The following is a 26,345-nucleotide window of genomic DNA, read 5'->3' on the forward strand; positions in this document are numbered from 1 at the left end:
ATTCAGCTGTCAGGCGTCAAAAGGGGGGGCGATCAGCGCAGTACCAGGTTGCCGTTTTCGGCATCCACGGTGAGGGTATCGCCGGCCTGATTGGCACCGCCGATGATCTGTTTGGCCAGCATGGTCTCCACATGGGACTGGATATACCGCTTCAGGGGACGGGCGCCGTAGATCGGGTCGTAGCCGCCGTCGATGATGGCATCCTTGGCCGCATCGGTGACCTTCAGGTTCAGCTGCTTGTCGGCCAGACGCTTGCGCAGGTCGTTGAGCATCAGGTCCACGATGCCGCCGATTTCCTGCTTGGTCAGGCTCTTGTAGATGACCGTGTCGTCCAGACGGTTGAGGAACTCGGGACGGAACTGCCGCTTGAGCAAAGCGTCAATCTTCTCCCGAGCTTCGGCGGAAATTTCGTTGCGGCCCTGGGCACGACCCTCTTCCAGGTCTTCCAGGATGATATCGGAGCCCAGGTTGGAGGTCAGGATCAGGATGGTGTTCTTGAAGTCCACGGTGCGGCCCTGGCTGTCGGTGATACGGCCGTCATCCAGCACCTGCAGCAGGATGTTGAACACATCCGGGTGGGCCTTTTCCACCTCATCAAACAGCACCACGCTGTAGGGATGGCGGCGGACGGCCTCGGTCAGCTGACCGCCTTCTTCATAGCCCACATATCCCGGAGGAGCACCGATCAGACGGGACACGCTGAACTTCTCCATATATTCGGTCATGTCGATGCGGATGAGGTTCTTCTCATCATCGAACAGGGCCTGTGCCAGCGCCTTGGCCAGCTCGGTCTTGCCCACGCCCGTGGGGCCCAGGAAGAGGAAGCTGCCGATGGGACGGCCCGGGTTGGCAATGCCGGCACGGGAACGCAGGATAGCATCCGAAACCTTCTGCACCGCCTCGTCCTGGCCGATGACCCGCTGATGGAGCACTTCGGGCAGACGCAGCAGCTTCTCCCGCTCGCCTTCCACCAGCTTTTCTACCGGGATACCGGTCCAGCGGGCCACGATGCGGGCGATCTCCTCGTCGGTGACACGATCCCGCAGCAGGCTCTGTTCCTTCTTCTCGGCGGCGATCTTCTCTTCGCTTTCCAGGTCACGCTGCAGCTGTGGCAGTTTGCCGTACTGCAGCTCACCGGCTTTGGCGTAGTCACCCTGACGGGTAGCCTTCTCGATGTCGGCCTTCACAGACTCCACCTCGGCACGCAGACTCTGCACCTTGTTGATGGCGTTCTTCTCGTTCTCCCACTGGGCTTTCTTGGAGTTGAAGCTGTCACGCAGTTCGGCCAGTTCCTTTTCCAGGGCATCCAGACGCTGGTGGGACAGTTCGTCGGTCTCCTTCTTCAGGCTGGCCTCCTCGATCTGCAGCTGGGTGATGTGGTGCTGCAGGTCGTCCAGTTCCGCCGGCATGGAATCCAGCTCGGTCTTGACCATGGCACAGGCTTCATCCACCAGGTCGATGGCCTTATCGGGCAGGAAACGGTCGCTGATGTAACGGTCGGACAGGGTGGCGGCCGCGATGAGGGCAGTGTCCTGGATCTTGACGCCGTGGTACACCTCATACCGTTCCTTCAGGCCACGCAGGATGGAGATGGTATCCTCCACGGAGGGTTCTTCCACCATGACAGGCTGGAAACGGCGTTCCAGGGCGGGGTCCTTCTCGATATATTCCCGGTATTCATCCAGGGTCGTGGCACCGATGCAGTGCAGCTCGCCCCGGGCCAGCATGGGCTTGAGCAGGTTGCCCGCGTCCATGGCACCGTCGGTCTTGCCGGCACCCACAATGGTGTGCAGCTCATCAATGAACAGGATGATCTTGCCTTCGGACTTCTTGACCTCGTTCAGAACGCTCTTCAGACGTTCCTCAAACTCGCCGCGGTACTTGGCACCGGCCACCAGCGCCCCCATATCCAGGCTGAAGATGGTGCGGTCTTTCAGGTTTTCGGGCACATCGCCGCGCACGATCCGTTGGGCCAGACCTTCAGCGATAGCGGTCTTGCCGACGCCGGCTTCACCGATCAGCACAGGGTTGTTCTTGCGCTTACGGGACAGAATCCGGATCACGTTGCGGATCTCGGTATCACGGCCGATGACCGGGTCCAGCTTGTTCTTGCGGGCCATGTCCACCAGGTCCTGACCGTACTTCTGCAGGGCGTTGTAGGTAGCTTCGGGATCATCGCTGGTGACCCGCTGGTTGCCACGGACGGTGGACAGCTGGGTCATGAACTTCTCCTGGGTGATGCCGAACTGCCGGAACAGTTCCGACGCGGCACGGCCCGGACGCTGGAGGATACCCAGGAAGATATGCTCCACGCTGATGTATTCATCCTTCATCTGTTTGGCCTGGTCTTCCGCCGCGTTGAAGGCGCGGTCCAGGTCATTGGAAATATATACCTTTTCGGGGTCACGGCCGCTGCCGGTCACATGGGGCAGGGCGGCGACCTTCTCGGTGGCGGCAGCCAGGAAATTGCCCGGTTCCACCCCCATCTTGGTCAGAAGCTGAGGGATCAGGCCGTCATCCTGCTGGCACAAAGCGGCAAGCAGATGCTCCTGCTCGATGGCCTGGTTCTGATATTCCACCGCCAGACGCTGTGCGGCCTGGATGGCCTGAATGGTCTTTTGGGTACATTGATTCATATTCATACGGCAAACCTCCTTCACAGCTTGCTTGTATCTATATTAGCAAACGACAGTTCTGAGTGCTGTCCGTTCCGACCCGACAGGGCTGCGGTTGCTTTTTCGCCATACTTTCCCCGGTGGAATCCACCCGTCAGGTCAGCGTCAGCTTTTTATTAGCACTCTTAGCCATCGACTGCTAATATTGTAGCACATCCTGTTGGATTGTCAACGGGGTAAATTGAAAATTATTTGTGAACACCTCTTTTTGTCGATTTGGTCCCAAACCTTGCAAAACAAGGCACAACACGGTACAATAAAAAACAAAGAATTTGTACAGCGCCACAAAGCGCCGGCATAGAGGGAGGCTACCTTATTATGGAAAAGGAAAAACGTTCCATCAATACCATCTGTGTGCAGGGCGGTTACACACCGGGAAACGGTGAACCCCGCCAGATCCCCATCATCCAGAGCACTACCTTTAAATACGACACCTCGGACGAGATGGGCAAGCTGTTCGACCTGGAGGCCAGCGGCTACTTCTATTCCCGTCTGCAGAACCCCACCTGCGACCATGTGGCCGCCAAGATCGCCGAACTGGAAGGCGGCACCGCTGCCATGCTGACCAGCTCCGGTCAGGCCGCCAACTTCTTTGCGCTGTTCAACATCTGCAACGCCGGAGATCACATCGTGGCTTCCAGCTCCATCTACGGCGGCACCTTCAACCTGATCTCGGTCACCATGGCCAAGATGGGCATTGAAGCCACCTTCGTGGATCCGGACTGCACCGACGAGGAACTGGAAGCAGCCTTCCGCCCCAACACCAAGGCCGTCTTCGGCGAGACCATCGCCAACCCTGCCCTGACTGTGCTGGACATTGAGCGCTTTGCCAAGGCGGCCCACGCCCACGGCGTGCCCCTGATCGTGGACAACACCTTCCCCACCCCCGTCAACTGCCGTCCCATCGAGTGGGGCGCCGACATCGTCACCCACTCCACCACCAAGTACATGGACGGTCACGGCGGCTGCGTGGGCGGTACCGTGGTGGATAGCGGCAACTTCGACTGGATGTCCCACGCCGACAAGTTCCCCGGCCTGACCACCCCCGACGAGAGCTATCACGGCATCACCTATGCCGAGCGCTTCGGCAAGGAAGGTGCCTTCATCACCAAGGCCACTGCCCAGCTCATGCGTGACTTCGGCTGTGTGCAGAGCCCCATCAACGCCTACATGCTCAACCTGGGCCTGGAGAGCCTGCACGTGCGCATGGCCCGCCATTGCGAGAACGGTCAGGCTGTGGCCGAGTTCCTGGCCAGCCATCCGAAGGTGGCCTATGTGGATTACTGCGGCCTGCCCGGAAACAAATACTACGAGCGTGCCCAGAAATACCTGCCCAACGGTTCCTGCGGCGTGGTCAGCTTCGGCATCAAGGGCGGCCGCGACGCTGCCGCCGCCTTCATGGGCCATCTGAAGATTGCTGCCATCGAGACCCATGTGGCTGACGCCCGCACCTGCTGCCTGCATCCCGCGAGCACCACCCACCGCCAGATGAACGACGAACAGCTGGCCGCCGCCGGCGTGCGCCCCGACCTGGTGCGTATGAGCTGCGGCCTGGAGGACAAGGCCGATCTGATTGCCGACATTGCCCAGGCGCTGGATAAAATCTGATTGTTAAAGGGAGTTTGGCCCCATGCCGCTTATCATTCCCCGTGACCTGCCCGCCTACACGGAACTTTCCCGGGAGAACGTCTTTGTGATGCACAAGGAACGGGCCCGCGGGCAGGACATCCGTCCTCTGCGCATCCTGATCCTGAATCTGATGCCTACCAAGATCGTCACCGAGACCCAGCTGGCCCGCCTGCTGGCCAACAGCCCCCTGCAGGTCCAGCTGACCTTTTTGCAGACGGCCACCCACAATCCCACCCACACCCCGCAGGAGCACATGCAGGCCTTTTACAAGACCTTTGATGAGATCCGGGACCAGCGCTTTGACGGACTGATCATCACCGGTGCCCCTTTGGAGGATATGGACTATACCCAGGTGGACTACTGGGACGAGCTGTGCCGGATCATGGATTACAGCAAGGAAAACGTCTTTTCCACCATCCATCTGTGCTGGGGTGCTCTGGCCGGGTTGTATTATCATTTCGGGGTGCGTAAGGTGCATCTGCCCGAAAAGATGTTTGGTGTGTTCGAACACCATGTGACCCGGCCTTCCAACCCGCTGGTGCGCGGCTTTGACGAGGTGTTCTATGCCCCTCACAGCCGCTGGGCCGGACTGAACCGGGCAGACATTGACGCCTGCCCCGACCTGCGCATCCTGGCCGAGAGCGACGTGGCCGGACCTATGCTGCTTTCCACCGAGTCGGGACGGCAGATCTTTGTGATCGGCCATCCGGAATACGACAAGTACACCCTGGACGCCGAGTATCGCCGGGATGTGGCCGCCGGACGGGATATCCATGTGCCGGTGAACTACTATCCGGACGACGATCCCAGCCGGGACCCCATCTTCCGCTGGCGGGCCCACGGATACCTTTTGTACACCAACTGGCTGAACTACTATGTGTACCAGAACACCCCCTATGATCTGGGCAACCTGGAGGCGCTGGGTGACCACCGGGCGGACCACCCATGAGCGGGCCGAAGATCAGCGCCTGCATTGTGGCGTATTGTGATTATGAAGAAGTCTGCGCCGCTGTGCGCAGCGTTCTGGCCCACACCGCTTCCCCGGATTTCCGGCTGTTTGTGGTGGATAACGCCAGTCCTGACGGCTGCGGCGGGAAACTGGCCGAGGAGGATTTCGGGGATGAACGGGTGACCGTGCGCTGCCTGCCGAAAAATGTGGGGTTCGGCCGGGGGCACAATTCGGTGATGGAGGAGCTGGACAGCGAGGTCCACTTCATCCTGAACCCGGACGTACTCTTGCAGGACGATGTTCTCACCGGCATGGCCGTCTGGCTGCTGGACCACCCCGGAGTGGTCATGGCAACGCCTCAGCTGTATTTTCCCGACGGGCGCATCCAGAACCTGCCCCGGCGCAAACCCACCCCCTGGCTGCTGCTGGCCCGCCAGCTGGCCGACCGGATGCCCGACAGTGTTTTCGCCAAAGCCAACGAACATTACACCATGCAGGATGAGGACCTGAGTGTGGCCCGCCCCATTGAATTCTGCACCGGCAGTTTTGCCGCCCTGCGCACCGATATATTCAAAAAAATCGGCGGGTTTGACCCGGAGTACTTCATGTATGTGGAGGACGCCGACCTGACCCAGAAAGCCCTGCAGTGCGGACAGGTCTATCTGCTGCCCCAGTTCAAAGCGGTGCACGCCTGGCATCGGGCCCCCATGCGGGATGCCGGCAAGTTCAAGATGCAGCTGGTGAGCATGGGCCGGTATTTCCGCAAATGGGGCTGCAGACACGGCAAGGTGTGAAAAGATTTTTCTTTTGCCCTGCGGCAGCCCAAAAAGCGCTTGCCAAGACTGGCGCTGTATGGTATAATTACTACCGTTACCGCGGTTCGGTTCCGGGTGTATGCCCCAGATTGGGGACGCCTTGTTGCCCGCTGCTGTGCCGACGGCCAATTATTGAAAGAGAGGTATTTTCCCATGAGCCAGAAGTCTGCCATTGAAAAGCAGCCCATCATCGCCAAAGCCGCCATCCACGAGGGTGACACCGGTTCTCCGGAAGTCCAGGTCGCGCTGCTGACTGCGCGCATCAACCACCTGACTGAGCACCTGAAGACCAACAAGAACGACAACCATAGCCGTCGTGGTCTGTTCAAGATGGTCGGCCGCCGCCGTAACCTGCTGGCCTATCTGCAGAAGAAGGACATCAACCGTTACCGCGCCCTGATCGCTGAACTGGGCCTGCGCAAGTAATTCTTGGCAAAACGGGCAGGGCGCACGAACATGCGCCTTGCCTTTTTTTATTATTTTTTACTCCTATCCCCTTTTCGTTTCCCCCAGGACTTTGGCACACCGTGGTTTGTGCAGTAAATCGAACGCCGCGCCCCCGGCGGAGCGGCACTGGATTTATTGCTCAAAGCACAGGCGCCTTGGAAATATATCCATGAAGGAGAAAACACTATGGCACTGGAATTTTCTTCCCGCAAAGAAACCTTCCCCAACTACCGCAAGTTCGAGACCACCTTTGCGGGGCGTCCGTTCGTGGTCGAGACCGGCAAGCTGTGCGGTCTGGCCAACGGCAGCGCAATGATCCGCTACGGTGAGACCTGCGTGCTGTGCAACGTCACCATGAGCGAAAAGCCCCGGGATGGCATCGACTTCTTCCCCCTGAGCGTGGAATTTGAAGAGAAGCTGTACGCCGCCGGCCGCATTCCCGGCAGCTTCATGCGCCGCGAGGGCCGCCCCGGTGAACACGCCATTCTGTCCAGCCGTGTGGTGGACCGTCCCATCCGCCCTCTCTTCCCCAAAGAGATGCGCAACGATGTCTGCGTGACCATGACCGTCATGAGCCTGGATCCGGACAACTCCGCCGAGATCGCCGGCATGAACGGCGCCTCTCTGGCCATCGCCATGTCCGACATTCCCTGGAAGGGCCCCATCGCCGGTGTGGCCGTGGGTCTGGTGGACGGCGAAATCGTGCTGAACCCCACCAAGGCCCAGCGTGAAGTCAGCGACCTGTCCCTGACCCTGGCCGCCAGCATGGACAAGATCGTCATGATCGAGGCCGGCGCCAACGAGGTGGACGAAGCCACCATGATGGAAGCCATCAAGACCGGCCATGCCGAGATTAAGAAGATGCTGACCTTCATCAACAGCATCGTGGCCGAGATCGGCAAGCCGAAGATCGAATTCACCCCCGTGGAGCTGGACTACGATCTGCTGAAGGAGATCAGCGCCGCTCATCTGGACGAGTTCAAGGCCGCCATGGACACCGACGACAAGAACGTCCGCGACGCCGCCCTGCTGCCCATCATGGACAAGATTGCCGAGGAACATCCCGATCTGGATGCTTCCGCCCTGGACCTTATCAGCTACAAGATGCAGAAGTATGTGGTCCGCCGCTGGCTGCTGGATGAAGGCAAGCGTGTGGATGGCCGCGGCATTAACGAGATCCGCCCCCTGGCTGCCGAAGTGGGCATCCTGCCCCGCGTGCATGGCTCCGGCCTGTTCACCCGCGGCCAGACCCAGAGCCTGACCATCTGCACCCTGGGCTCCACCCGGGATGCCCAGACCATGGACGACCTGGGCGACACCCCCACCAAGCGCTACATCCATCACTACAACATGCCGCCGTACTCCACCGGTGAGGCCCGCGCTCCCCGCAGCCCCGGCCGCCGTGAGATCGGCCACGGCGCTCTGGCAGAACGGGCTCTGATTCCGGTTCTGCCCTCCATGGAGGAGTTCCCCTACACCATCCGCTGCGTGTCCGAGATCATGTCCTCCAACGGTTCTACCTCTCAGGCTTCCATCTGTGGTTCCACTCTGGCCCTGATGGATGCCGGTGTGCCCATCAAGGCCCCCGTGGCCGGCATCTCCTGCGGCCTGATCACCGAGGGCGACCGCTGGATGACCATGCTGGACATCCAGGGCGTGGAAGACTTCCACGGCGACATGGACTTCAAGGTGGGCGGCACCCGCCGGGGCATCACCGCCATCCAGATGGACATCAAGATCGACGGCCTGACCTATGAGATCGTGGAGGAAGCGCTGGAGAAGTGCCGCAAGGGCCGTCTGTACATCCTGGACGAGATCATCAAGCCCTGCATTGCCGAGCCCCGCAAGGAACTGTCCAAGTATGCTCCCAAGATGTTCAGCATGCAGATCCCCGTGGACAAGATCAAGGACGTCATTGGCAAGGGCGGCAAGGTCATTCAGGAAATGTGCGCCAACTTCAACTGCAAGATCGACATTGAGGAGGACGGCCACGTCTTCATCTCCGCTGTGGATCTGGACGACGCCAAGCGCGCCATTGCCACCATCAAGACCATTGTGGAAGACCCCGAGGTGGGTGCCATCTACAAGGGCCGTGTGACCCGCCTGATGAACTTCGGCGCTTTCGTGGAGATTGCTCCGGGCAAGGAAGGCCTGGTCCACATCTCCAAGCTGGACGATCACCGCGTGGAGCATGTAGAGGATGTTGTGGCCGTGGGCGATCCCATCTATGTCATGGTCACCGACATTGACCAGCAGGGCCGCATCAACCTGTCCCGCAAGGACGCTGTGGCTGCCATCGCCAAGAAGCGTGCCGAACAGCAGAAGCAGCAGTAATGTGGCCAAAAACCGCCACTGAATAAAGAAAAGCCACCCCCGACAGCATCCTGGCTGTTCGGGGGTGGTTTCTTTTATAGAGGTCTATGAAGGGTCATTGTTCAGAAGTAGCTGCCCACGGCGGTGATCTGGTCCGGCAGGTCGGCCCGGTAATTGGGCGCCTCCGGATACAGGCTGTTGATGGTCACACCATTGTCCCCTGCCCGACCAGTGGAGTGGATGTATTCCCCGCCGCCCAGGTACATGGCCACATGGCCCGGGAAGTAAAGCAGGTCCCCGGCACGGATCTCCGAAAGCGGGATCTCATGGATGGGATAGCCTTCCTTGATCTGGGCATCCCGCCAGATGACGATGCCGCACAGCAGATACGCCATGCTGCAAAGCCCCGAGCAGTCAATGCCCAAGGGGCTTTTGCCGCCCCAGCGGTACTGGGTTCCAGCATACAGGCGGGCAGCGGCAGTCAGGGCTTTGCGCAGTTCCCGGTGGGTATCGGCGCAGGGGCTCTGCCACAGGGTATCCAGCGCACTGGCACACACATACCCCTGGCGGCCGTCGGGCAACTGGACCTTCTGCCAGCCGTCCTCCGGCTCTCCGCACAGGGCCAGCCGTCCCCCGCGGGGAATGCCGGTCATCACATAACCACCCTGCACCTTGGGCTGGGAAAGAACGTCCACAAAATTCTTGTGCAGCACGATCTTCTGCGGCAGCGCCAGGAACGCCTCGGCAGCCTGCCCCCGGGTCAGCGCATCCGCATCCACCCGTCCGGTGTATCCGTAGAAGGTCTTGATGGGCAGACGGCCCAAATCGTCTGCCTCCCCGGTGATTTCCACCGGCATCCCCAGCAGGGCTTCGTCGGTGACACAGGCTTCCTGCGGGGCAGCGGCACAGGTGTCTGCCTCTTCATACAGAGGGCAGAGGGCACGGTTGATAATGGCTTTCATAGCACGCTCCTTGTCTGAAAAGGTCAGTGGGCCTTGGCCAGGGATTCCCGGTAGCCGTCCAGTTCCTTCTGGTTGCCCAACACAAAATGGCCGGGTTCGATCTCATACCAGACCGGCTTGTCCTGGGTGTAGTCATGGCAGGCAGGATCATACACCAGCAATTTTTTGCTGCGTTCCGCAATGGGGTCCGGCTGGGGAATGGCCGACAGCAGGGCCCGTGTGTAAGGATGCAGCGGATGGGCAAAGAGCTGCTCACTCTCGGCCAGTTCCACAATATCGCCTTTGTGGATAACAGCAATGCGGTCGCAGATGAACCGCACCACCGACAAATCATGGGCGATGAACAGATAGGTCAGGCCGCGCTCCTTCTGCAAGGCAGACAGCAGGTTGAGCACCTGGGCCCGGATGGACACGTCCAGGGCAGAGATGGGCTCATCGGCCACAATGAACCGGGGTTCCATGATGAGAGCCCGGGCAATACCGATGCGCTGGCGCTGGCCGCCGGAGAATTCGTGGGGGAACCGGGAGGCAAACTCCGGCAGCAAGCCCACGTCCGAAAGGGCCTTGGCCACCTTCTCCCGGCGCTGGTCCTCGGTGAGGTGATGGCCGGGAGCATACAGGCCTTCGGCCACGATATACCCCACCTTGGCTCTCTCGTTCAAGGAGCTCATGGGGTCCTGGAAGATCATCTGGATATCCCGGGTGACCTGGCGATCCTCCTGGGCCGACAGTTTGCCGGAGATACGGTGTCCGTCAAAGCGGATCTCCCCGGCTGCCACCGGATTGGCCCGGATGATGGCCCGACCGATGGTGGTCTTGCCGGAACCGGACTCCCCTACCAGGCCGAAGGTCTCGCCCTGGTAGATGTCAAAGGAAACATCCTTCACCGCCACAAAAGGACGGCGCTTTTTGCCGAACTGGACCCGTACATGGTCCAGTTCCAGCAGTTTTTTCCGTGTATCAGGCATTGGCGGTCCCCTCCCCGGTGAGTTTCAGTGCACGGCCCTTTTCCCGCAGGACCCGGATGTGCTCCGGCGGCTCCACCTTGGGAGCCCGGGGGTCCAGCAGCCAGGTGCGGGCCGAATGGATGGGACTGACCGCAAACATGGGCGGACGCTTGACGAAGTCGATCTTCAGGGCCTGGGGGTTGCGGGGGGCAAAGGCATCGCCGCGGACCTCGTGGAAGAGGTTGGGCGGGGTGCCCTCGATGGAATAGAGAGGTTCGCCCTTCACACCCAGCTGGGGCAGGCTGGAGAGCAAGGCCCAGGTGTAGGGATGGCGGGGATCGTAAAAGACTTCGGCGCAGCTGCCCACTTCCACAATGTCACCGGCATACATAACCGCAATACGGTCGGCCACATTGGCCACCACACCCAAGTCATGGGTGATGTAGATGGTGGTCAGGTCATACTTCTTCTGCATCTGCTTGATGAGCCCCAGAATCTGGGCCTGAATGGTCACATCCAGGGCAGTGGTGGGCTCATCGCAGATGAGGATCTTGGGACGGCAGGCCATGGCGATGGCGATGACCACCCGCTGACGCATGCCGCCGGAAAATTCATGGGGGTATTGTTTGGCCCGACGCTGCGGGTCAGGGATACCCACTTCCGCCAGCAGTTCACATACCGCCGCATCTGCTGCGGCGCCGTGCAGGTTCTGGTGCAGTTCCAGGGCTTCCTTGATCTGCCAGCCGATGGTTTTCAGCGGGTTCAGGCTGGTCATGGGGTCCTGCAGGACCATGGCGATCTCCCGGCCGCGGATGGCCTGCCACTGTTTGTCGGTGGTGAAGGTTGCCAGGTCCTGACCGTTGTACAGGATCTTGCCGCTCTCGATGTAGCCGTTCTGGTCGTTCAGCCCCATAAGGGTCTTGACCAGCACGCTCTTGCCGGAGCCGGACTCCCCTACAATGGCCAGACTTTCCCCCTTGTACACATCCAGGGAGATGCCCCGGATGGCGTGAAGCACCTGCCCGCGCAGGGTGAACTTGAAGTTGAGGTCCTGGATGGAAAGAAGGACCGAATCATTTTTTTCCATGCTCGCGTCCTCCTTACACATGGTTTTTGGGATCGGCGGCGTCCGCAAAGGCGTTGCCCACCACATACAGGCTGATGGTGATGATGGCCAGTACCGCCGTGGGGAACAGAAGCTGATACCGCAGACTGGGCTGGCTCATGAGCAGACGGCCCGCCTGGACCAGGTTGCCCAGAGAAGGGATATCGGTGGGCAGGCCGATGCCGATGTAGGTGACAAAGACCTCATTGCCGATGGCCGAAGGGATGGCCAGAGACATGCGCAGGGCAATGACCGATACCAGGTACGGCAGCAGGTTCTTGGTGACAATGCGGCCGGTGGTGGTGCCCAGGCACCGGGAAGCCAAGTTGTAGTCCCGGTCACGGATGATGACGATCTGGTTGCGGATGAACCGGGCCATGTCCAGCCAGCCGGTCAGGCACAGCGCAAAGATGATGGTGCCCACGCCGGGGTTCATGATGTAAGAAACCAGGATCAGCACCAGGGTCTGGGGGATGTTGTCGAAGATATTATAGAGTTCCGTAAAGAAGGTATCCAGCTTGCGCACATACCCCCACAGAACACCAATGAGGGTGCCGAAAAGCGCCTCAAAACAGGCGACGGCCAGCCCGATGCCCAGAGAGGTGCGGGTGCCGGCCCAGGTACGGGCCCACAGGTCCTGCCCGATGGAGTTGGTGCCGAACCAGAACTCCGAATCCGGGGCGCGGTTGATGATCTGCACGCCGGTGAGAGGGTCGTTGTTGATGGTTTTGGGATCGTGCTGGTTGGGCAGCAGCGGCTGGATAAAAGTGAACAGCAGCACCACCGCAATAACACAGAGGAAAAATACGGCCACCTTGTTCTTGAAGAAGGAACGCAGGGTGGCGCCCCAGTAGGAGTAGTTGGAGTAACCGCCGCGTTCGGCGCGGGAATGATCGAAATCGGCGGGGGTGAAGAGTTCGTCTTCCGGCATATCCGCGTAGGCGGCGGTGGGGTCGGTCTGCTTTGCCAGATCCTTGTTCAGCGCTGTTTCCAGCTGTTCGGCTTTCATTCTGCGGAATGTCATCAGCGTGCCCCCTCCTTTCCGGTGAAACTGATCCGAGGATCAACCAGGGCCATTAAGATATCACCGAAGAGCAGGCCCAGCACCGACACGGCGGCGTAGATCAGGACCAGCGCCTGCACCATGGTGTTGTCCTGCAGCTTGATGACCTGCACCAGCAGACCGCCCATGCCCGGAATGGAGTACAGGCTTTCTACATACAGGGAGCCCATAAGGGTGAACAGGATGGAGTTGGGGATGTACTGCACCAGCGGCACTACCGCATTGCGGAAAACATGATTGCGGCTGATGCGGGCCGCCGGTACACCCTTGGCCCGGGCCAGACGGATATAGTCCTTGTTGGATTCATCCACCATATACCGGCGCAGCCACATGGCGTAATAGGCAATGTTGCCGATGGAAAGGGAGAAGATGGGCAGGATCCAGGTTTCCAGATTGCGGGTGTTGAACAGCATGGAAACGCCCAGCATTTCACTGCCGTACAGCTGAATGAGCAGGTGGTAGACCGCCGAGGGCACCGCCTGCACAACCACGATGAGCACGGTACCGATCTTGTCCCACACCTTGAAGCGGGTACGGGTGGACCGGGCCATGAGAATACCCAACGGCATGCCCACCACCAGCGAGACCACAAAGCTGATCAGGCCGATCTCAATGGAGATGGGGGCTTTCTGGGCAATGATCTTGGCGATGGAGTAGCCTTCCCGGTATTTGTTGGAGATTCCCAGATTGCCCTGCAGGATCTGCACAAAATAATTCAGCACCTGCTTGGGCAGCGGCTGGGTCAGCCCCAGCTGCTGCAGTCCGGCTTTGATCTGGGCGTCGCTGAGTTTGTCGAAATTGTTGAAGTAGCCCTCAATCGGCATCTGGCGCAGCAGCACAAAGACGATGACGATGACAATACACAAAGTCACCAGCGCGTGCAGCACACGCTTGAGCATGTACTTGGCCAATGGGTCCTTCCCCTTTCCCTTTGTAAATTATCCTTATACCCGGCGTTTTACGGCCTTGCGGCGGGGTCCGTGCCGGAACACGGGCCCCGCCGCAAAACCGCACGCGCCGCGCCGGCACAAACTGCACCGGCGCGGCGGGTATGGCGGTTTTGAAATCTTTTGGGTACTGCCTGCTTATTCTTCCGAGGTGGCAATGGCCTGGGCGCGGGCTTCTTCCCACTCTTTGTAAGCGGTCTCGAACTCGTCCATGCTCATGGAAGTGTCATACAGGTGCTGGTACTTGTAGCGCTGCAGGGCCACACCGTAGGGAGCGTACTCCCCTTCCATGGGGTTCAGGTCGCAGATGACGTACCCGTCGCCGGAAGAAACGCTGAAGGGAATGGCGATGGCATGGTCGATCAGCATGGCCTCGGCTTCGGCAAAGGCGGTGTAGCGGGCGGCATCGTCATCATAGATGGCCTCGGCCTCTTCCACCTTGGCACTGTATGCGGCAAACAGAGCCTGGGTCTCGGGGTCTTCGCTCAGATCCCAGAAGCCGTAGCTGTTGTCGGCCACAAAGGGCTCGGTCCAGGTCTGGGGATCGGCGTAGTCGGCGCCCCAGTTGCACTTCATCAGGGCGTAGTCGCCGCCGCGGCGCACTGCGGACAGGAACCCGGTCTCGGGGCCGGCCTGCACGATGATGTCAATGAAGTCGGACCCCAGAACGCCTTCAATCTGCTGCTCCACGACCTGGCATTCCTTGTCCCAGTTGGTGGTGCTGGGGTTGTAGGGCATGAGGACCTTGATGGGGAAGGTGGCGCCTTCGGCGGTCAGCTCCGCCTTGGCGGCGTCACGGTATTCAATAGCCTTGGCTTCGTCGAAGCTGTCACCCTGGGTGTAAGACAGCAGCGCATCATACTGGGTGAAATCCTTACCGCCGCCCACAGCAAAGTTGGCGGGGGTGATGGTGTTGTTCAGCAGGTCGGAGGGGTTGTAGGGCTCGCTGACGGTCAGGGCCTTGACACGGTCCAGCGCCGCCATGACGGCCTTGCGGAAGTTTTCGTTGTTGACGGCCAGCTTCCAGTTTTCGGGCTCATACTGTTCGTCGAACTGCGGGTCAAAGTTGAAGCTGTAGAAGTAGCTGAAGGAAACGTCCGGACGGGAGCCATGGACCAGGTTGGCGGTGCTCTCATCAGCCAGCATGGCGTCCAGCAGATCGGAAGGCACGGCAGCGTAGTCGCTCTCATCCGCCTGGTACATGGACACGCTGACATTGATGGCTTCGGCGTTGTAGGTTTGGCGGATCTCGTCAATGAAGACATTGTCCTTGTCCCAGTAAGACTGGTTCTTGGTCAGCACGCGCTCCTGCTGGGGCAGGTAGCTGGACAGGATGTAGGCACCGTTGTACAGCAGGTTTTCGTTGTCCAGGCCGAACTGGTCGCCGCACTCTTCCAGGAAGGGTCCGTACACCGGCATGTAGGAGGTGTAGGACAGGACGCTGAGGAAGAAGGGGCAGGGCAGGTCCAGCGTGTAAACCAGGGTGTAGTCATCCACAGCCTTGACACCGATGCTGTCGGCCTCCACCGGGTCCACCACTTCGATGGGATCGCCGGCATCGTCCACGGCATTTTCGCCGGTGGCCAGCCCCAGGGTCTCCAGGGTCAGCAGGTAGGCGGTGTAGTCGTAGTAAGCCTGGGCGTTGTGCACCACCGCACCGGTGGAGTACATGTACTGGTTATCAGCGGCGTTGCGGGCATCGTTGACATACTGTGCGGTGGATACCCAGTCGTTGGCGGTCACATCGGCCACCTCGTTGCCGTCCTTGTCCACCCACTTGACGCCCTGCCGGATGTGGAAGGTCCACTCGGTCATATCGTCGTTGCTCTCCCAGCTTTCGGCCAGAGAGGGAATGATGTTGCCGTAGGAGTCATACTCCACCAGGCAGTCCACCACGTTGGCGCCGATGGCGTACTCATTGGTCAGGCTGGTGGTCAGGTAATTCAGGGTGGTCACTTCGCTGGAGTACAGCTCCCGGTAAACGGCCGCCCCCTCAGCGGTGGTGCTGGTGCCGTTGCCGCCGCAGGCTGCCAGCGACACGCACATGGCACCAGACAGCGCCAGACTGATCAGCTTCTTCGTCGTGTTCATAGGGCTCACTCACTTTCCTTCTCTCAGTCCTTTCGGGCCGTAATGACGGGCAGACAGGGTATTCCGCCCGATTTTCCCCAAATAAGACAAAAAGCAAACAAGCCCACACCAATGTGGACACTGTTTGCCCTTGAAAAACGCCTCGGGCCCGTCGATCCTCGGCGCGTCTTTGCGGAAAATTGATTGGCCCTAGTATAACAAAAAGGTAGATGAATGTCAAGATTTCGGCCCCTGCCGTAATGTTTATTTTGCATAAAAATACAGAATATTGCTGCTGTTTTGCCGGTTTTTTCCATGCAGGTCCTCCAGATACAAAAAAGCACCCGGAAACAGACGAAGTGTTTCCGGGCGTATTCACTGATTGGCCCAGCGGGTCATTCGGCGTCCGTCTGGGCAGGATAGATCATGTCAATGCCGGTCTGCAGGGTCTCCCGATTGATGGCCCCCACCGCCCGGGCCACCACATTGCCCTCCGCGTCAATGAGGTAGGTGGAGGGCAGCGAGTAGACCGAATAGGTCAGGGCGGCATCCTGGTCGGTGTCAAAGTACACCGGGAAGGTATAGCCTTTTTCGGCCACAAAGTCTCCGGCGGTGCTTACCGTTTCCCGGGAGCCGTCGGTCATGTTGACCATGAGGAACTGCACGTCCTCTCCCAGCTCATCGTATGCCTGCTGGAAGTCGTCCATCTCACTCTGGCAGGGGCCGCACCAGCTGGCCCAGAAGTTGACCACCACCGGCTTGCCTGCAAAGTCAGAAAGCTTTACAGCGTTGCCTTCCGCATCATAGACGGTGAAGTCCGGAGCCGCCTGGGAGGCCGCCTCTTCCCCGTCTTCAGTATCGGAAGCTGCCTGTTCTGAGGTTGCTTCCGGGTTTTCCGCCGGGACCGGAGTCGCCTGACTGACCAGAAGATCATCCGGGGTCCGGCCATTGCTCAGATCCTTATATAACAGAGAGGCCCCCGTGATCAGCAAAGCAAAGGCGGCAACTCCCACCAGCAGAATGATTTTTTTGTTCATCTGTTCTCCCCTTTCAGCTCAGAAGCGCCAGCATGCGGCCCAGCAGTCCGGTGGCCATGAGCAGGCCCACCAGCACCAGGAACCCGCCGCTGATGCGGTTGATGACGGTATAGTGACGCTTGATCCAGTCAAAGGCAGATTTGAGTTCGTCAATGAGAAGGGCGCTGGCCACAAAGGGCACGCCCAGCCCCAGGGAGTAGGTCAGCAGCAGCAAAACGCCTGTCCAGACGCTCCCCTGCTGGGAAGCCAGCAGCAGGGCCGAGCCCAGGAAAGCCCCCACGCAGGGCGTCCATCCCAGAGAGAAGATCAGCCCAAAGAGCACCGAGGAGAAAAAGCCCGGGGTGCGCACGGCGGTACCGCCGGCCATCCCGCCCCGGAACAGCTGCACCCGCAGCACCCCCAGGAAATTCAGACCGAAGAGGATGACCACCACACCGGAGACCAGATTGACGGCGGTCTGGTGGGACTTGAGGAAGCCGCCCACCGTGCCGGCCAGGGCCCCCATGGCCACAAAGACCAGGGTGAAGCCCAGCACAAAGCCAAGGGCGCCGGTGAGAGTCTTGCGCATGCTGCGCTGACCCCCGGCAAAGTAGGATACATAGATGGGAAGCATGGGCAGAAGGCAGGGAGAAACAAAGGTGATGATGCCTTCCAGGAAAGAGATGAGGTATTGCATCGGAAAGGTTCCTTTCTGTGCAGAAATGAGATTTGACGGGGCTGTGGTTTTTGGCTATACTGGCAGGTAGTAAGGAGGTGACGGCATTGCCGTTTGAAACCTTGTTCCCGGTATGGGACCAGCTGACCCCTGCCCAGCAGCAGACCCTGCGCGGGGCTGCCGTGCTGCGCAAAGCCCCCCAGGGCACCATCGTGCACGACGGCGCGGCGGACTGTCTGGGATATCTGGTGGTGCGCAGCGGCCAGCTGCGGGCGTACTATCTTTCGGAAGAAGGGCGGGAGATCACTCTCTACCGCCTGTTTGAGCGGGATGCCTGCCTGCTGGCGGCTTCCTGCATGATGCCCAGTATCCAGTTTGATGTGACCATCGAGGCGGAAAAGGACAGCGAGATGTACATCATTCCCCCCGACGTGTATAAATCGGTAATGAAGGAATCGGCCGCCGTGGCCAACTACACCAACGAGATCATGAGCACCCGGCTTTCGGATGTGATGTGGCTGATGGAGCAGGTGATGTTCCGCAGCTTCGACCGGCGGCTGGCCGGATTCCTGCTGGAGGAAAGCGAACTGGACGGCACCACCGCGCTGAAGCTCACCCACGAGAAGATCGCCAATCACCTGGGCACCGCCCGGGAGGTGGTCACCCGGATGCTGCGGTATTTCCAGAGCGAAGGCATGGTGAAACTGTCCCGCGGGACGGTGGAACTGACCGACACGGACAAGTTGCGGGCGCTGCGGGGGGACGACTGAAAACACAGAAAGCACGCCCCGCCGAAGCGGAACGTGCTTTTGCGGGCTCGATTACAGCAGAGCGAGGATGCGGGCCTTGGGCATGGCGCCCACGGACCGGTTGACCTCCTGGCCGTTCTTGACAACAACCAGGGTGGGGATGCTCATGACGCCGAACTGCGCGGCCAGAGCCGGCTGTTCGTCCACGTTGATCTTGCAGACCTTGATGTCGCTGCGCTCGGCGGCGATCTCATCCAGGATGGGGCCCACCATACGGCAGGGACCGCACCAGCTGGCCCAGAAGTCCAGCAGGACGGGCTTGTCGCTGTGCAGCACTTCGTTTTCAAAAGTAGCGGTCGTGATATGAAGAACAGACATGGTCAATAACCTCCGTTTTTTGTGTGGTGTTTGGGTTTCCCCTTTCAGTATGGTACTATCATACCCTCATTTTTTCAATTCTTCCGTAACTATGTCACCAAAGAAAAAAGTCATACCTTGGCATTTGTATCCCCGGCATATTCCACAACTTTTTATTCGGGGCGTCCAAAAAGATTTTTGCCGCAAAATTTTGTATTTTGTCCACAGATGTGGTACAATCGAGGGTAAGCATAGACCCGCCCGTCACCGGGCCCCGGGCACGGCGGCGGGACCGAAAGTATATTGGTTTTTGTGAACTGTTAAGGAGAGTGTTTATGGCGTACTATTTTTCTGAACCGTCCCGCACGTTTGGTGAATATCTGCTGGTGCCGGGGTATTCCTCTTCCGAATGTGTGCCCAATGCGGTGAGCCTGCGCACCCCGCTGGTCAAGTACCGCAAAGGCGAGGAAGAATGCCCGCTGGAAATGAACATCCCGATGGTTTCCGCCATCATGCAGTCCGTCTCCGGGGAAAAGCTGGCCATCGCGCTGGCCAAGCAGGGCGGTGTTTCCTTCATCTACGGTTCCCAGACCATCCAGGAGGAAGCCGATATGGTGCGCCGGGTCAAGGCCTACAAGAAGGGCTTTGTGACCAGCGACTCCAACCTGCCTCCCGAAGCCACCCTGGCCGACGTGCTGGACCTGAAGACCCGCACCGGCCATTCCACCGTGGCCATCACCGCCGACGGCACCCCGCACGGCAAGCTGCTGGGCATCGTGGCCTCCCGCGACTATCGTCTGTCCCGCATGTCCACCGACCTGAAGGTCACCGAGTTCATGACCCCGCTGGAAAAGCTGGTCACCGCTCCCGCCACCACCAGCCTGCATGACTGCAACGACATCATCTGGGACAACAAGATCAACTCCCTGCCCCTGGTGGATGAGGAAGGCAACCTGCAGTACATGGTCTTCCGCAAGGACTACGACAGCCACAAGGAAAACGTCAACGAGCTGCTGGACAAGAACAAGAGCTACGTTGTGGGCGCCGGCATCAACACCCGCGACTACGCCGAGCGTGTTCCCGCTCTGGTAGACGCCGGTGTGGATGTGCTGTGCATCGACTCTTCCGAGGGCTTCAGTGAATGGCAGTCCCGCACCATCACCTGGATCCGCGAACATTACGGCGACAGCGTCAAGGTTGGCGCCGGCAACGTGGTGGACCGCGATGGCTTCCTGTTCCTGGCCAAGGCCGGCGCCGACTTCGTCAAGATCGGCATCGGCGGCGGTTCCATCTGCATCACCCGCGAGACCAAGGGCATCGGCCGCGGTCAGGCGACCGCCGTCATCGAGGTTGCCAAGGCCCGGGACGAGTACTACGAACAGACCGGCATCTATGTGCCCATCTGCTCCGACGGCGGCATCGTGCACGACTATCACATCACCCTGGCTCTGGCCATGGGTGCCGACTTCGTCATGCTGGGCCGTTACTTTGCCCGCTTTGACGAGAGCCCGACGAACCGTCTGCGCATCAACGGCAACTACGTCAAGGAATACTGGGGCGAAGGTTCCAACCGCGCCCGCAACTGGCAGCGCTACGACCTGGGCGGCGCCCAGAAGCTGAGCTTTGAGGAAGGCGTGGACAGCTATGTTCCCTACGCCGGCCCTCTGGCAGACGGCGTGCAGACCACCCTGTACAAGGTGCGGTCCACCATGTGCAACTGCGGCGCGCTGAACATCCACGAGCTGCAGCAGAAAGCCCGCCTGACCGTTGTGTCCTCCACCTCCATTGTGGAAGGCGGCAGCCACGACGTGATCCTGAAGAACAGCCCCAACAACTGATCTTCCCCACTCTGACAAAAGCGGGAGCCCCGCTCCGGTCGTTGACCGGAGCGGGGCTCCTTTTTTCTGTTGCTGTCTGTTTCAGCCGGAAAAGCCCAGGGTGATGGTGCCGGACTGGCACTCCGCTTCGATGGATGCGGAGCCGCTGCCCTGACGCCGCACTTCTCCGGTAAGGGACTCTCCGTTCACATTCAGGGTGCCGCCCTTGTTCTCGGCTTCCAGCCGGAAAGCATCCGCACGGCCTTGCAGGGTGGCCGCCACATTGCCGCCCTCCGCTTCCACATCCAGCTGACGGTTGACATTGACCTGCGCCACCGTCACAGTGCCGCGCTTGGCATCCAGAGAGACTTCATCTGCTATGAGGGTTTGAGCCGACACATTGCCGTTCCCCTCTTCCTGCAAGTCCACCTTGCGGGCGGTGATCCGGCCCACCGTGACAGCGGCCCCCACAGAATCCACTTCCAGCTCATCCAGGGTCAGGTCCGGCAGGGTGGCGCTGCCGCCAGTAAGTTTGAATTCCAGGCGCCGCGGCATATTGTTGGCAGGCAGAACCAGGGTCAGGCTGGCGGTGCTGCCCTGGTCTGCGGACAGACGCGCATCCAGCTTGTTTTCTCGGTCCGTCTCCTGCTGGTCCACCCGCAGGGCACTGTCGGCCACGCCGGTTCCCCGCAGGGTAACGGCAGAGACGGTATCGTCCACCGTAACGACCAGATTCATCTGGGACAGTTCCAGGTCCACCTCCGTGATAGCGGCGGGATAGGTTGTCTCCCAGTCAGAGGGTGCCTGGGTATCGGCCGAAACATTGGCCGAAGCCGGAGCCGAAGCATCAGCGGTCGGGGCCGGGGTAGCGGTATCCTGGGCCGCGGGAGCCGGAGTGGAGTCAGCCAGTGCGGCAGGTGTATCGGACACGACCTGTTCGCTGGCCGTCACGGTGATTTCCTTGTCGCGGCCGAATCCCCGGAACCCGGTGGCGGCGGCAGACAAGGCCAGCGCCAGTGCCACCAACAGCAAAATCACTACGAACAGAACCAGCAGCCCCGGCCCCTGCAGTCCGGTGCGGGTCACCGGACCGTCAGCGGGGTTCCCGCCGTCCGTTGCATCGGAGGTCGGCTGTGCGGCGCCCGATGCCGAATCTCCATCAGCATTCCCGGACAAGCCCGCGCCTTCCAGGATCTTGGCAGCCACCGTTTCGGGATCGCCTAGTTTCTCGGCGGTCTCGGCCTCGTGGTCGGGGCCGGCGGCGTCAAAGTATTCCACGTAATATTCCAGCGCATCCCGGCGCTCCTGCGGCGGCATGTGGGCCAGCAGCTTTTCCAGTTTTGCAATATACTCGTACTTGGTCATGGCATTTCCCCCCAAAACAATGTGTCGATTTTTTGTGTGTAGGCCTTCCATTCGTCCTGATACCCCTGCAGGCGGACCAGGCCCAGTTCTGTGATGCGGTAATAGCGGCGGTTGCGGCCATTGGCTGTCTCATCGTGCACGGTGAGGCACTGGTCTTTCTGCAGACGGCGCAGTACCGGGTACAGCGAGGATTCCGAAACATCCAGCACTTCTTTGATCTGCTGGGTGATGCGGTACCCGTAAGAGCCTTCCGCCTGCTGGGAGACCACGGCCAGCACAACGGCATCCAGCAAAGCCGCATTGGATACAAAGGTCATGGCATGCTCCCTTCTTATATGTCTTTATATATTATATATCATATAATATAGTGTAATGCAATAGGGTATTCCCTGTTTTTTGCAAAAAAATAACCGCGGAATGAATCCGCGGCCCACAAAAAGGAAACCCCCGCCTGAGGGAAAGGCGGGGGTCCAAAAGAAAGGAGGAGAAGAACACATGAAAAAGTTTGTTTTAGCTTTGCTTGCAAGTAAATTGTAACCTTTTTGCAACCATTTGTCAATGGCTATTTGTTAAAGTTTTGTAACTATTTTCATTCTTTTGTTACCATTTGAATTGCTTCTCCTCCGGAGTCCTGCGTTCAGCTGCGCGGCGTCAGCGTTATGGTGGCTTCAAAGCTGGATTTGCCGTCCGGCAGGATACCGGCAAAATACCACTCCCCGCTTTCCAGCTGATGACGGTACAGGGTGAAAGAACCGCCGCGAGGCACTTCCTTGTGGTAGTAGATGATCACATCTTGCACAAAGTTGGTTTCCAACAAGTCCATGGGCAGCGCATCGCAGATCACATCCACATACCGGGCGTTGTTCATGTGGCCGTTCATATCGCACTGGCTGTAGGCGGCGGTGTGGGTGCCCACCGCTTCACAGTCGGCCAGCGGCGCCTTGTGCATCTTCATGGGCAGTTCTTCCGGCACCTCCACGGCCCAGTGGGCGGTGGTAAATTCCTCCGGATGCTTGCGCAGGATCATCCGGCGGTCGGTATCAATGACCACCCAGCGGCTGTCCACCAGCGCCACCTGGCTGCCGTCGGTATCCAGCACCTGGGTGATGCGCTTGTTCACCGCCCGCTTCATAGCTTCCGGTTTGGTGATGAGGGTCAGGTGCTCATCCACATGGGGAACCCGGTCAAAATGCAGCGCCTGCTTGGCCAGCACATAGGCCGTGTGGGTCTTGGCATAGACTTCATCGGTCAGGCCCAGGGCGATGGCGTGCTCCCCTGCAATCTGCTGGGCGTAGCGCAGCACCGATGCCGGCTGCACATACCCGAAACAATCCCCATCGTGGCGGTACACCTGAAAAGGCTCCGTATATTCTGTCATGTCCTGCGACATGGGCGACATCTCCTTTTTTTGATTGGTCAGTTTATTATAGCACGGTGGCAGGCGCGGTGCCAGCGGCGGCGGGACAAAAAGGCCGCATTGCCCAAAAAGCGCCCCTTCCGGAAGCCGGAAAGGGCGTTTCGCAATCAGTAATTGTCCCGCATCTTCTTGCGCAGCTTGCGCCAGATATTGAAGCCGGACAGCGCCACAGCGCCCAGCAGGAAGATCACCACCATCCAGCTGCCGCCGCTTTCATCGTAGCTCTTCATCTGGCTCCACTGGCTGTCCATCTCGGCATTGACATCATCGGGCAGGGTGACAAAGACCTCCGCCTTGGACATCACATCCTCCCCGGGATAGGCAATGGGGCTGTACTTCAGATCATCGTCCAGCAGCTCCCACACGGCGGTGATGGGGGTGGAATACCCGATGTAATCGCAGTTGGCATACCCCACCGAGGTTTCGCACATATAATTGATGAACATCTCGGCCGCTTCCTTGTTCTTGCTGGTAGCCGGAATGCACATGCTGTCCACGAAGAAGTTGACGCCCTCCTCCGGATGGACAAAGGCCAGATCCGGGTTATCCTCGATCATGGTCAGGGCATCGCCCGCATAGTACGGGGCCATGGCAGCTTCCCCGCCCTCCATCTTGTCGAAGATCTCATCCATGACATAGGCCTGTACGATGGATTTCTGGTCCTGCAGGTCCTTCATGACCTGGTCCACCTCCTCCACCGAGGAGGGATTCAGCGAAAGTCCCGCACGCTTGGCCGCAATGGCGTAGGCATCCCGGGAGTTATTGAACATGAGGACGTTGCCCGCATACTGCACATCCCACAGCGCCGACCAGCTGGTGGGGGCCTCATCCACCATGGTGGTGTTGTAGATCAGGCCGGTGGTGCCCCACATGTAAGGCACGCTGTAGGCGTTGTCCGGGTCGAAGTCCCAGCCCAGATATTCCTCTCCGATGGCGGAGATGTTGGGGATGTTGTCATAGTCCAGAGGCGCCAGCATCCCTTCCTGAATGAGCTTGCCCACCATATAGTCGGAGGGGAAGATCACGTCATAGCTGGCACCGCCGGATTTCATCTTGGCGTACAGGCTCTCGTTGGAGTCGAAGGTGGTGTAGTTGACCTTAATGCCGGTGAGCTCCTCAAAGGCAGAAACCACGTCCACGCTGTCGTCCGAACCGTCGGAGATATACAAACCCCAGTTGTACACGTTCAGGGTGATGTTGTCATTGGCAAATCGGGTCCAGTCATAGTCCCCGGACACCGAAATATCCTCGTTGACCACGATCTCCTCCGCCGCAAAGGCGGGCATGGCGCAGACAGGCAGCAGCAGGAAGGCAGCCCCCAGGGCGCAAACACGTTTCAGTTTCATGGTTCCCCTCCCTTACGCTTCGGCCGCGCCTTTGCGGATGGCCACCTGATTGCGGCGATAGGCACGGGAATCCATATGGTTGGAGATGAGGATGATGGCCAGGATCACCAGGAAGATGATGGCCGACAGCGCGTTGATCTCGGGGCTTACCTTCTTGCGGGTCATGCTGTAAATGGCGATGGGCAGAGTCTGCATGGTGCCGCAGTTGAAGTAAGAGATCATGAAGTCGTCAATGGAGTAGGTCAGGCAGATCAGGAACGCCGACAGGATAGCCGGGGTCAGCTGGGGCAGGATCACCTTGAAGAAGGCCTGCCGCGGGGTGCAGCCCAGGTCCAGGGCCGCGTTGTACAGGCTGGGGTCCAGCTGGCGCAGCTTGGGGCCCACATTGAAGATCACATAGGGTACATTGAAGGTGATGTGGGCAATAAGCAGGGTGAACCAGCCGAAGATACCGCCCTCGCCGCCGATGCCCGCCTTCTGCAGCAGCACAAAGAGCAGCATCAGGGAGACACCGGTGATGATTTCCGGGTTGACCACCGGCACATAGCTGATGTTGTTGACAATCAGCTGGGTGCGGCGGGACATGGAATTGATGCCGATGGTGGCAAGGGTACCCAGCACGGTGGCCAGCACCGAGGAAACCAGGGCCAGCACCAGGGACAGCCCCAGAGCCGAGAGGATCATCTCATTGTGGAAAAGGCTGCGGTACCAGTCCAGGGTGAAGCCGGAAAAAACGGTACGGCTCTTGTTTTCATTGAAGCTGTAGGCGATCAGCACCGCAATGGGCAGGTACATGAAGCCGAAGATCAGCACGATATACGCGCGCTGGAGCAGGCGTTTGTTTTGTGTTTTCATTACATGACCCCCTCCATTTCCTCTTCGTCAAAGCTGGAAGTAAAGCTCATGCACAGCAGCACGATGACCATCAGGGCCAGACTCATGGCAGAGCCCAGGTTCAGGTTATAGGAGTTGCCCAGGAACTGCAGTTCGATCAAGTCGCCGATGAGCAGGTTGGAGCCGCCGCCCAGCATGCGGCTGATGATAAAGGTGGAAACCGCCGGCACAAACACCATGGTGATCCCGGTGGCAATGCCCGGTTTGGACAGCGGGATCAGTACCCGGAGCAGGGTCTGGAAGGTGCTGCAGCCCAGGTCCTGTGCCGCCTCGATGATGGAATTGTCGATCTTGGTCATGGCGGTGTACAGGGGCAGGATCATATAGGGCAGATAGTTGTACACCATGCCCAGCACCACGGCGCCGGAGGTGTTGATCATGTTCAGAGGTCCCAGGCCAACCAGTCCCAGCAGCTTGTTGATCAGACCGTTTTTCTCCAGCAGGGTCATCCAGGCATAGGTGCGCAAAAGGAAGTTCATCCACATGGGCAGCATGACCAGCATGAGCATAATATGCTGCTTATTGGCCCGCAGGCGGGACAGAAAATACCCCACCGGAAAGGCCAGAATCAGGCAGATGATGGTGGCTTCGGCTGCCAGCAGCAGGCTGCGGGCAAAGACCGAAGAGTAGCGGCCGATCTCGGCCAGATTCTGCAGGGTGAAGGCGCCCTCCGAATTGGTCAGGGCGTACCAGATCACGATGAACAGCGGCACCACAATAAAGATGGCCATCCATACCAGGTACGGCGCCGCCACCCAGCGGGAAGCTTTGGAACGAAGCATGCGG

At 59.5% G+C, this 26,345-nt stretch carries 23 protein-coding genes; 7 read left to right on the forward strand and 16 right to left on the reverse strand.

Translation table 11 applies throughout. The features are described from left to right. Positions 1–32: 32 nt before the first annotated feature. On the reverse strand, positions 33–2,642 hold the full coding sequence (gene clpB, locus AC127K_RS01520; protein WP_483721307.1) for an ATP-dependent chaperone ClpB: 2,610 nt from the start codon (positions 2,640–2,642) through the stop codon (positions 33–35). Positions 2,643–2,993: 351 nt separating this feature from the next. Here clpB and AC127K_RS01525 point away from each other — a divergent pair, with 351 nt between their 5' ends. The 5 genes from AC127K_RS01525 to AC127K_RS01545 all read left to right on the forward strand — a co-directional run bounded on the left by AC127K_RS01525 (position 2,994) and on the right by AC127K_RS01545 (position 8,849). Beyond that, entirely contained in the window at positions 2,994–4,283 is a 1,290-nt protein-coding gene (locus tag AC127K_RS01525; RefSeq protein ID WP_483721308.1) for an O-acetylhomoserine aminocarboxypropyltransferase/cysteine synthase family protein, read from the forward strand. Positions 4,284–4,305: 22 nt separating this feature from the next. Next, complete coding sequence (gene metA, locus AC127K_RS01530) at positions 4,306–5,253, forward strand: homoserine O-acetyltransferase MetA (RefSeq protein WP_483721309.1); 948 nt, start codon at positions 4,306–4,308, stop codon at positions 5,251–5,253. Then, a complete protein-coding gene (locus AC127K_RS01535; protein WP_483721310.1) occupies positions 5,250–6,047 on the forward strand; it encodes a glycosyltransferase in 798 nt (265 codons plus the stop codon). The genes metA and AC127K_RS01535 overlap by 4 nt, the downstream gene beginning before the upstream one ends. Before the next feature lie 174 nt (positions 6,048–6,221). Further along, positions 6,222–6,494, forward strand: coding sequence for a 30S ribosomal protein S15 (gene rpsO, locus AC127K_RS01540; protein ID WP_113998887.1), 273 nt, complete (start codon positions 6,222–6,224; stop codon positions 6,492–6,494). A gap of 207 nt (positions 6,495–6,701) precedes the next feature. Beyond that, the gene (locus AC127K_RS01545) at positions 6,702–8,849 is read left to right on the forward strand and encodes a polyribonucleotide nucleotidyltransferase (protein ID WP_483721311.1); all 2,148 of its coding nucleotides are present in this window, start codon (positions 6,702–6,704) and stop codon (positions 8,847–8,849) included. Between the two features lie 101 nt (positions 8,850–8,950). Here AC127K_RS01545 and AC127K_RS01550 read toward each other — a convergent pair whose 3' ends face one another. The 8 genes from AC127K_RS01550 to AC127K_RS01585 form a co-directional block, all read right to left on the reverse strand. Beyond that, a complete protein-coding gene (locus AC127K_RS01550) occupies positions 8,951–9,790 on the reverse strand; it encodes an SH3 domain-containing C40 family peptidase (protein ID WP_483721312.1) in 840 nt (279 codons plus the stop codon). Between the two features lie 23 nt (positions 9,791–9,813). Further along, entirely contained in the window at positions 9,814–10,758 is a 945-nt protein-coding gene (locus tag AC127K_RS01555) for an ATP-binding cassette domain-containing protein (RefSeq protein WP_483721313.1), read from the reverse strand. Then, complete coding sequence (locus tag AC127K_RS01560; protein ID WP_483721314.1) at positions 10,751–11,824, reverse strand: ABC transporter ATP-binding protein; 1,074 nt, start codon at positions 11,822–11,824, stop codon at positions 10,751–10,753. Before AC127K_RS01560 ends, AC127K_RS01555 begins: the two co-directional genes overlap by 8 nt. 13 nt (positions 11,825–11,837) lie before the next feature. Further along, positions 11,838–12,866 (reverse strand): ABC transporter permease, encoded by a 1,029-nt coding sequence (locus AC127K_RS01565; RefSeq protein ID WP_483721315.1) that lies wholly within the window; start codon positions 12,864–12,866, stop codon positions 11,838–11,840. Next, a complete protein-coding gene (locus AC127K_RS01570; protein WP_294538279.1) occupies positions 12,866–13,816 on the reverse strand; it encodes an ABC transporter permease in 951 nt (316 codons plus the stop codon). The genes AC127K_RS01565 and AC127K_RS01570 overlap by 1 nt, the downstream gene beginning before the upstream one ends. A 174-nt stretch (positions 13,817–13,990) precedes the next feature. After that, a complete protein-coding gene (locus AC127K_RS01575; RefSeq protein ID WP_483721316.1) occupies positions 13,991–15,943 on the reverse strand; it encodes a peptide ABC transporter substrate-binding protein in 1,953 nt (650 codons plus the stop codon). A gap of 374 nt (positions 15,944–16,317) precedes the next feature. Then, positions 16,318–16,959, reverse strand: a complete 642-nt coding sequence (locus AC127K_RS01580; protein WP_483721317.1) for a TlpA family protein disulfide reductase — start codon at positions 16,957–16,959, stop codon at positions 16,318–16,320. Between the two features lie 13 nt (positions 16,960–16,972). Continuing rightward, the gene (locus AC127K_RS01585; RefSeq protein ID WP_483721318.1) at positions 16,973–17,635 is read right to left on the reverse strand and encodes a cytochrome c biogenesis CcdA family protein; all 663 of its coding nucleotides are present in this window, start codon (positions 17,633–17,635) and stop codon (positions 16,973–16,975) included. Positions 17,636–17,721: 86 nt separating this feature from the next. Here AC127K_RS01585 and AC127K_RS01590 point away from each other — a divergent pair, with 86 nt between their 5' ends. Beyond that, the gene (locus AC127K_RS01590; RefSeq protein ID WP_294538266.1) at positions 17,722–18,384 is read left to right on the forward strand and encodes a Crp/Fnr family transcriptional regulator; all 663 of its coding nucleotides are present in this window, start codon (positions 17,722–17,724) and stop codon (positions 18,382–18,384) included. A gap of 51 nt (positions 18,385–18,435) precedes the next feature. Here AC127K_RS01590 and trxA read toward each other — a convergent pair whose 3' ends face one another. Then, on the reverse strand, positions 18,436–18,747 hold the full coding sequence (gene trxA / locus AC127K_RS01595; RefSeq protein ID WP_483721319.1) for a thioredoxin: 312 nt from the start codon (positions 18,745–18,747) through the stop codon (positions 18,436–18,438). Between the two features lie 308 nt (positions 18,748–19,055). On the opposite strand from trxA, the gene AC127K_RS01600 reads away from it, so the two are divergent. Continuing rightward, positions 19,056–20,558 carry an IMP dehydrogenase gene (locus AC127K_RS01600; protein ID WP_483721320.1) on the forward strand — a complete coding sequence of 501 codons (1,503 nt, stop codon included), beginning with the start codon at positions 19,056–19,058 and terminating at the stop codon, positions 20,556–20,558. Positions 20,559–20,639: 81 nt separating this feature from the next. Here AC127K_RS01600 and AC127K_RS01605 read toward each other — a convergent pair whose 3' ends face one another. The 6 genes from AC127K_RS01605 to AC127K_RS01630 all read right to left on the reverse strand — a co-directional run bounded on the left by AC127K_RS01605 (position 20,640) and on the right by AC127K_RS01630 (position 26,341). After that, entirely contained in the window at positions 20,640–21,902 is a 1,263-nt protein-coding gene (locus AC127K_RS01605; protein WP_483721321.1) for an HAAS signaling domain-containing protein, read from the reverse strand. Further along, the gene (locus AC127K_RS01610; RefSeq protein WP_294542300.1) at positions 21,899–22,219 is read right to left on the reverse strand and encodes a PadR family transcriptional regulator; all 321 of its coding nucleotides are present in this window, start codon (positions 22,217–22,219) and stop codon (positions 21,899–21,901) included. The genes AC127K_RS01605 and AC127K_RS01610 overlap by 4 nt, the downstream gene beginning before the upstream one ends. A gap of 320 nt (positions 22,220–22,539) precedes the next feature. Then, positions 22,540–23,292, reverse strand: coding sequence for an acyl-[acyl-carrier-protein] thioesterase (locus tag AC127K_RS01615; RefSeq protein ID WP_483721322.1), 753 nt, complete (start codon positions 23,290–23,292; stop codon positions 22,540–22,542). Between the two features lie 134 nt (positions 23,293–23,426). Beyond that, on the reverse strand, positions 23,427–24,659 hold the full coding sequence (locus AC127K_RS01620; protein WP_483722165.1) for an ABC transporter substrate-binding protein: 1,233 nt from the start codon (positions 24,657–24,659) through the stop codon (positions 23,427–23,429). Positions 24,660–24,677: 18 nt separating this feature from the next. Beyond that, on the reverse strand, positions 24,678–25,520 hold the full coding sequence (locus AC127K_RS01625) for an ABC transporter permease (protein WP_294542295.1): 843 nt from the start codon (positions 25,518–25,520) through the stop codon (positions 24,678–24,680). Continuing rightward, on the reverse strand, positions 25,520–26,341 hold the full coding sequence (locus tag AC127K_RS01630) for an ABC transporter permease (RefSeq protein ID WP_294542293.1): 822 nt from the start codon (positions 26,339–26,341) through the stop codon (positions 25,520–25,522). Before AC127K_RS01630 ends, AC127K_RS01625 begins: the two co-directional genes overlap by 1 nt. Positions 26,342–26,345 lie beyond the last annotated feature (4 nt).

The sequence above is a fragment of the Subdoligranulum sp. DSM 23681 genome (assembly GCF_057005535.1).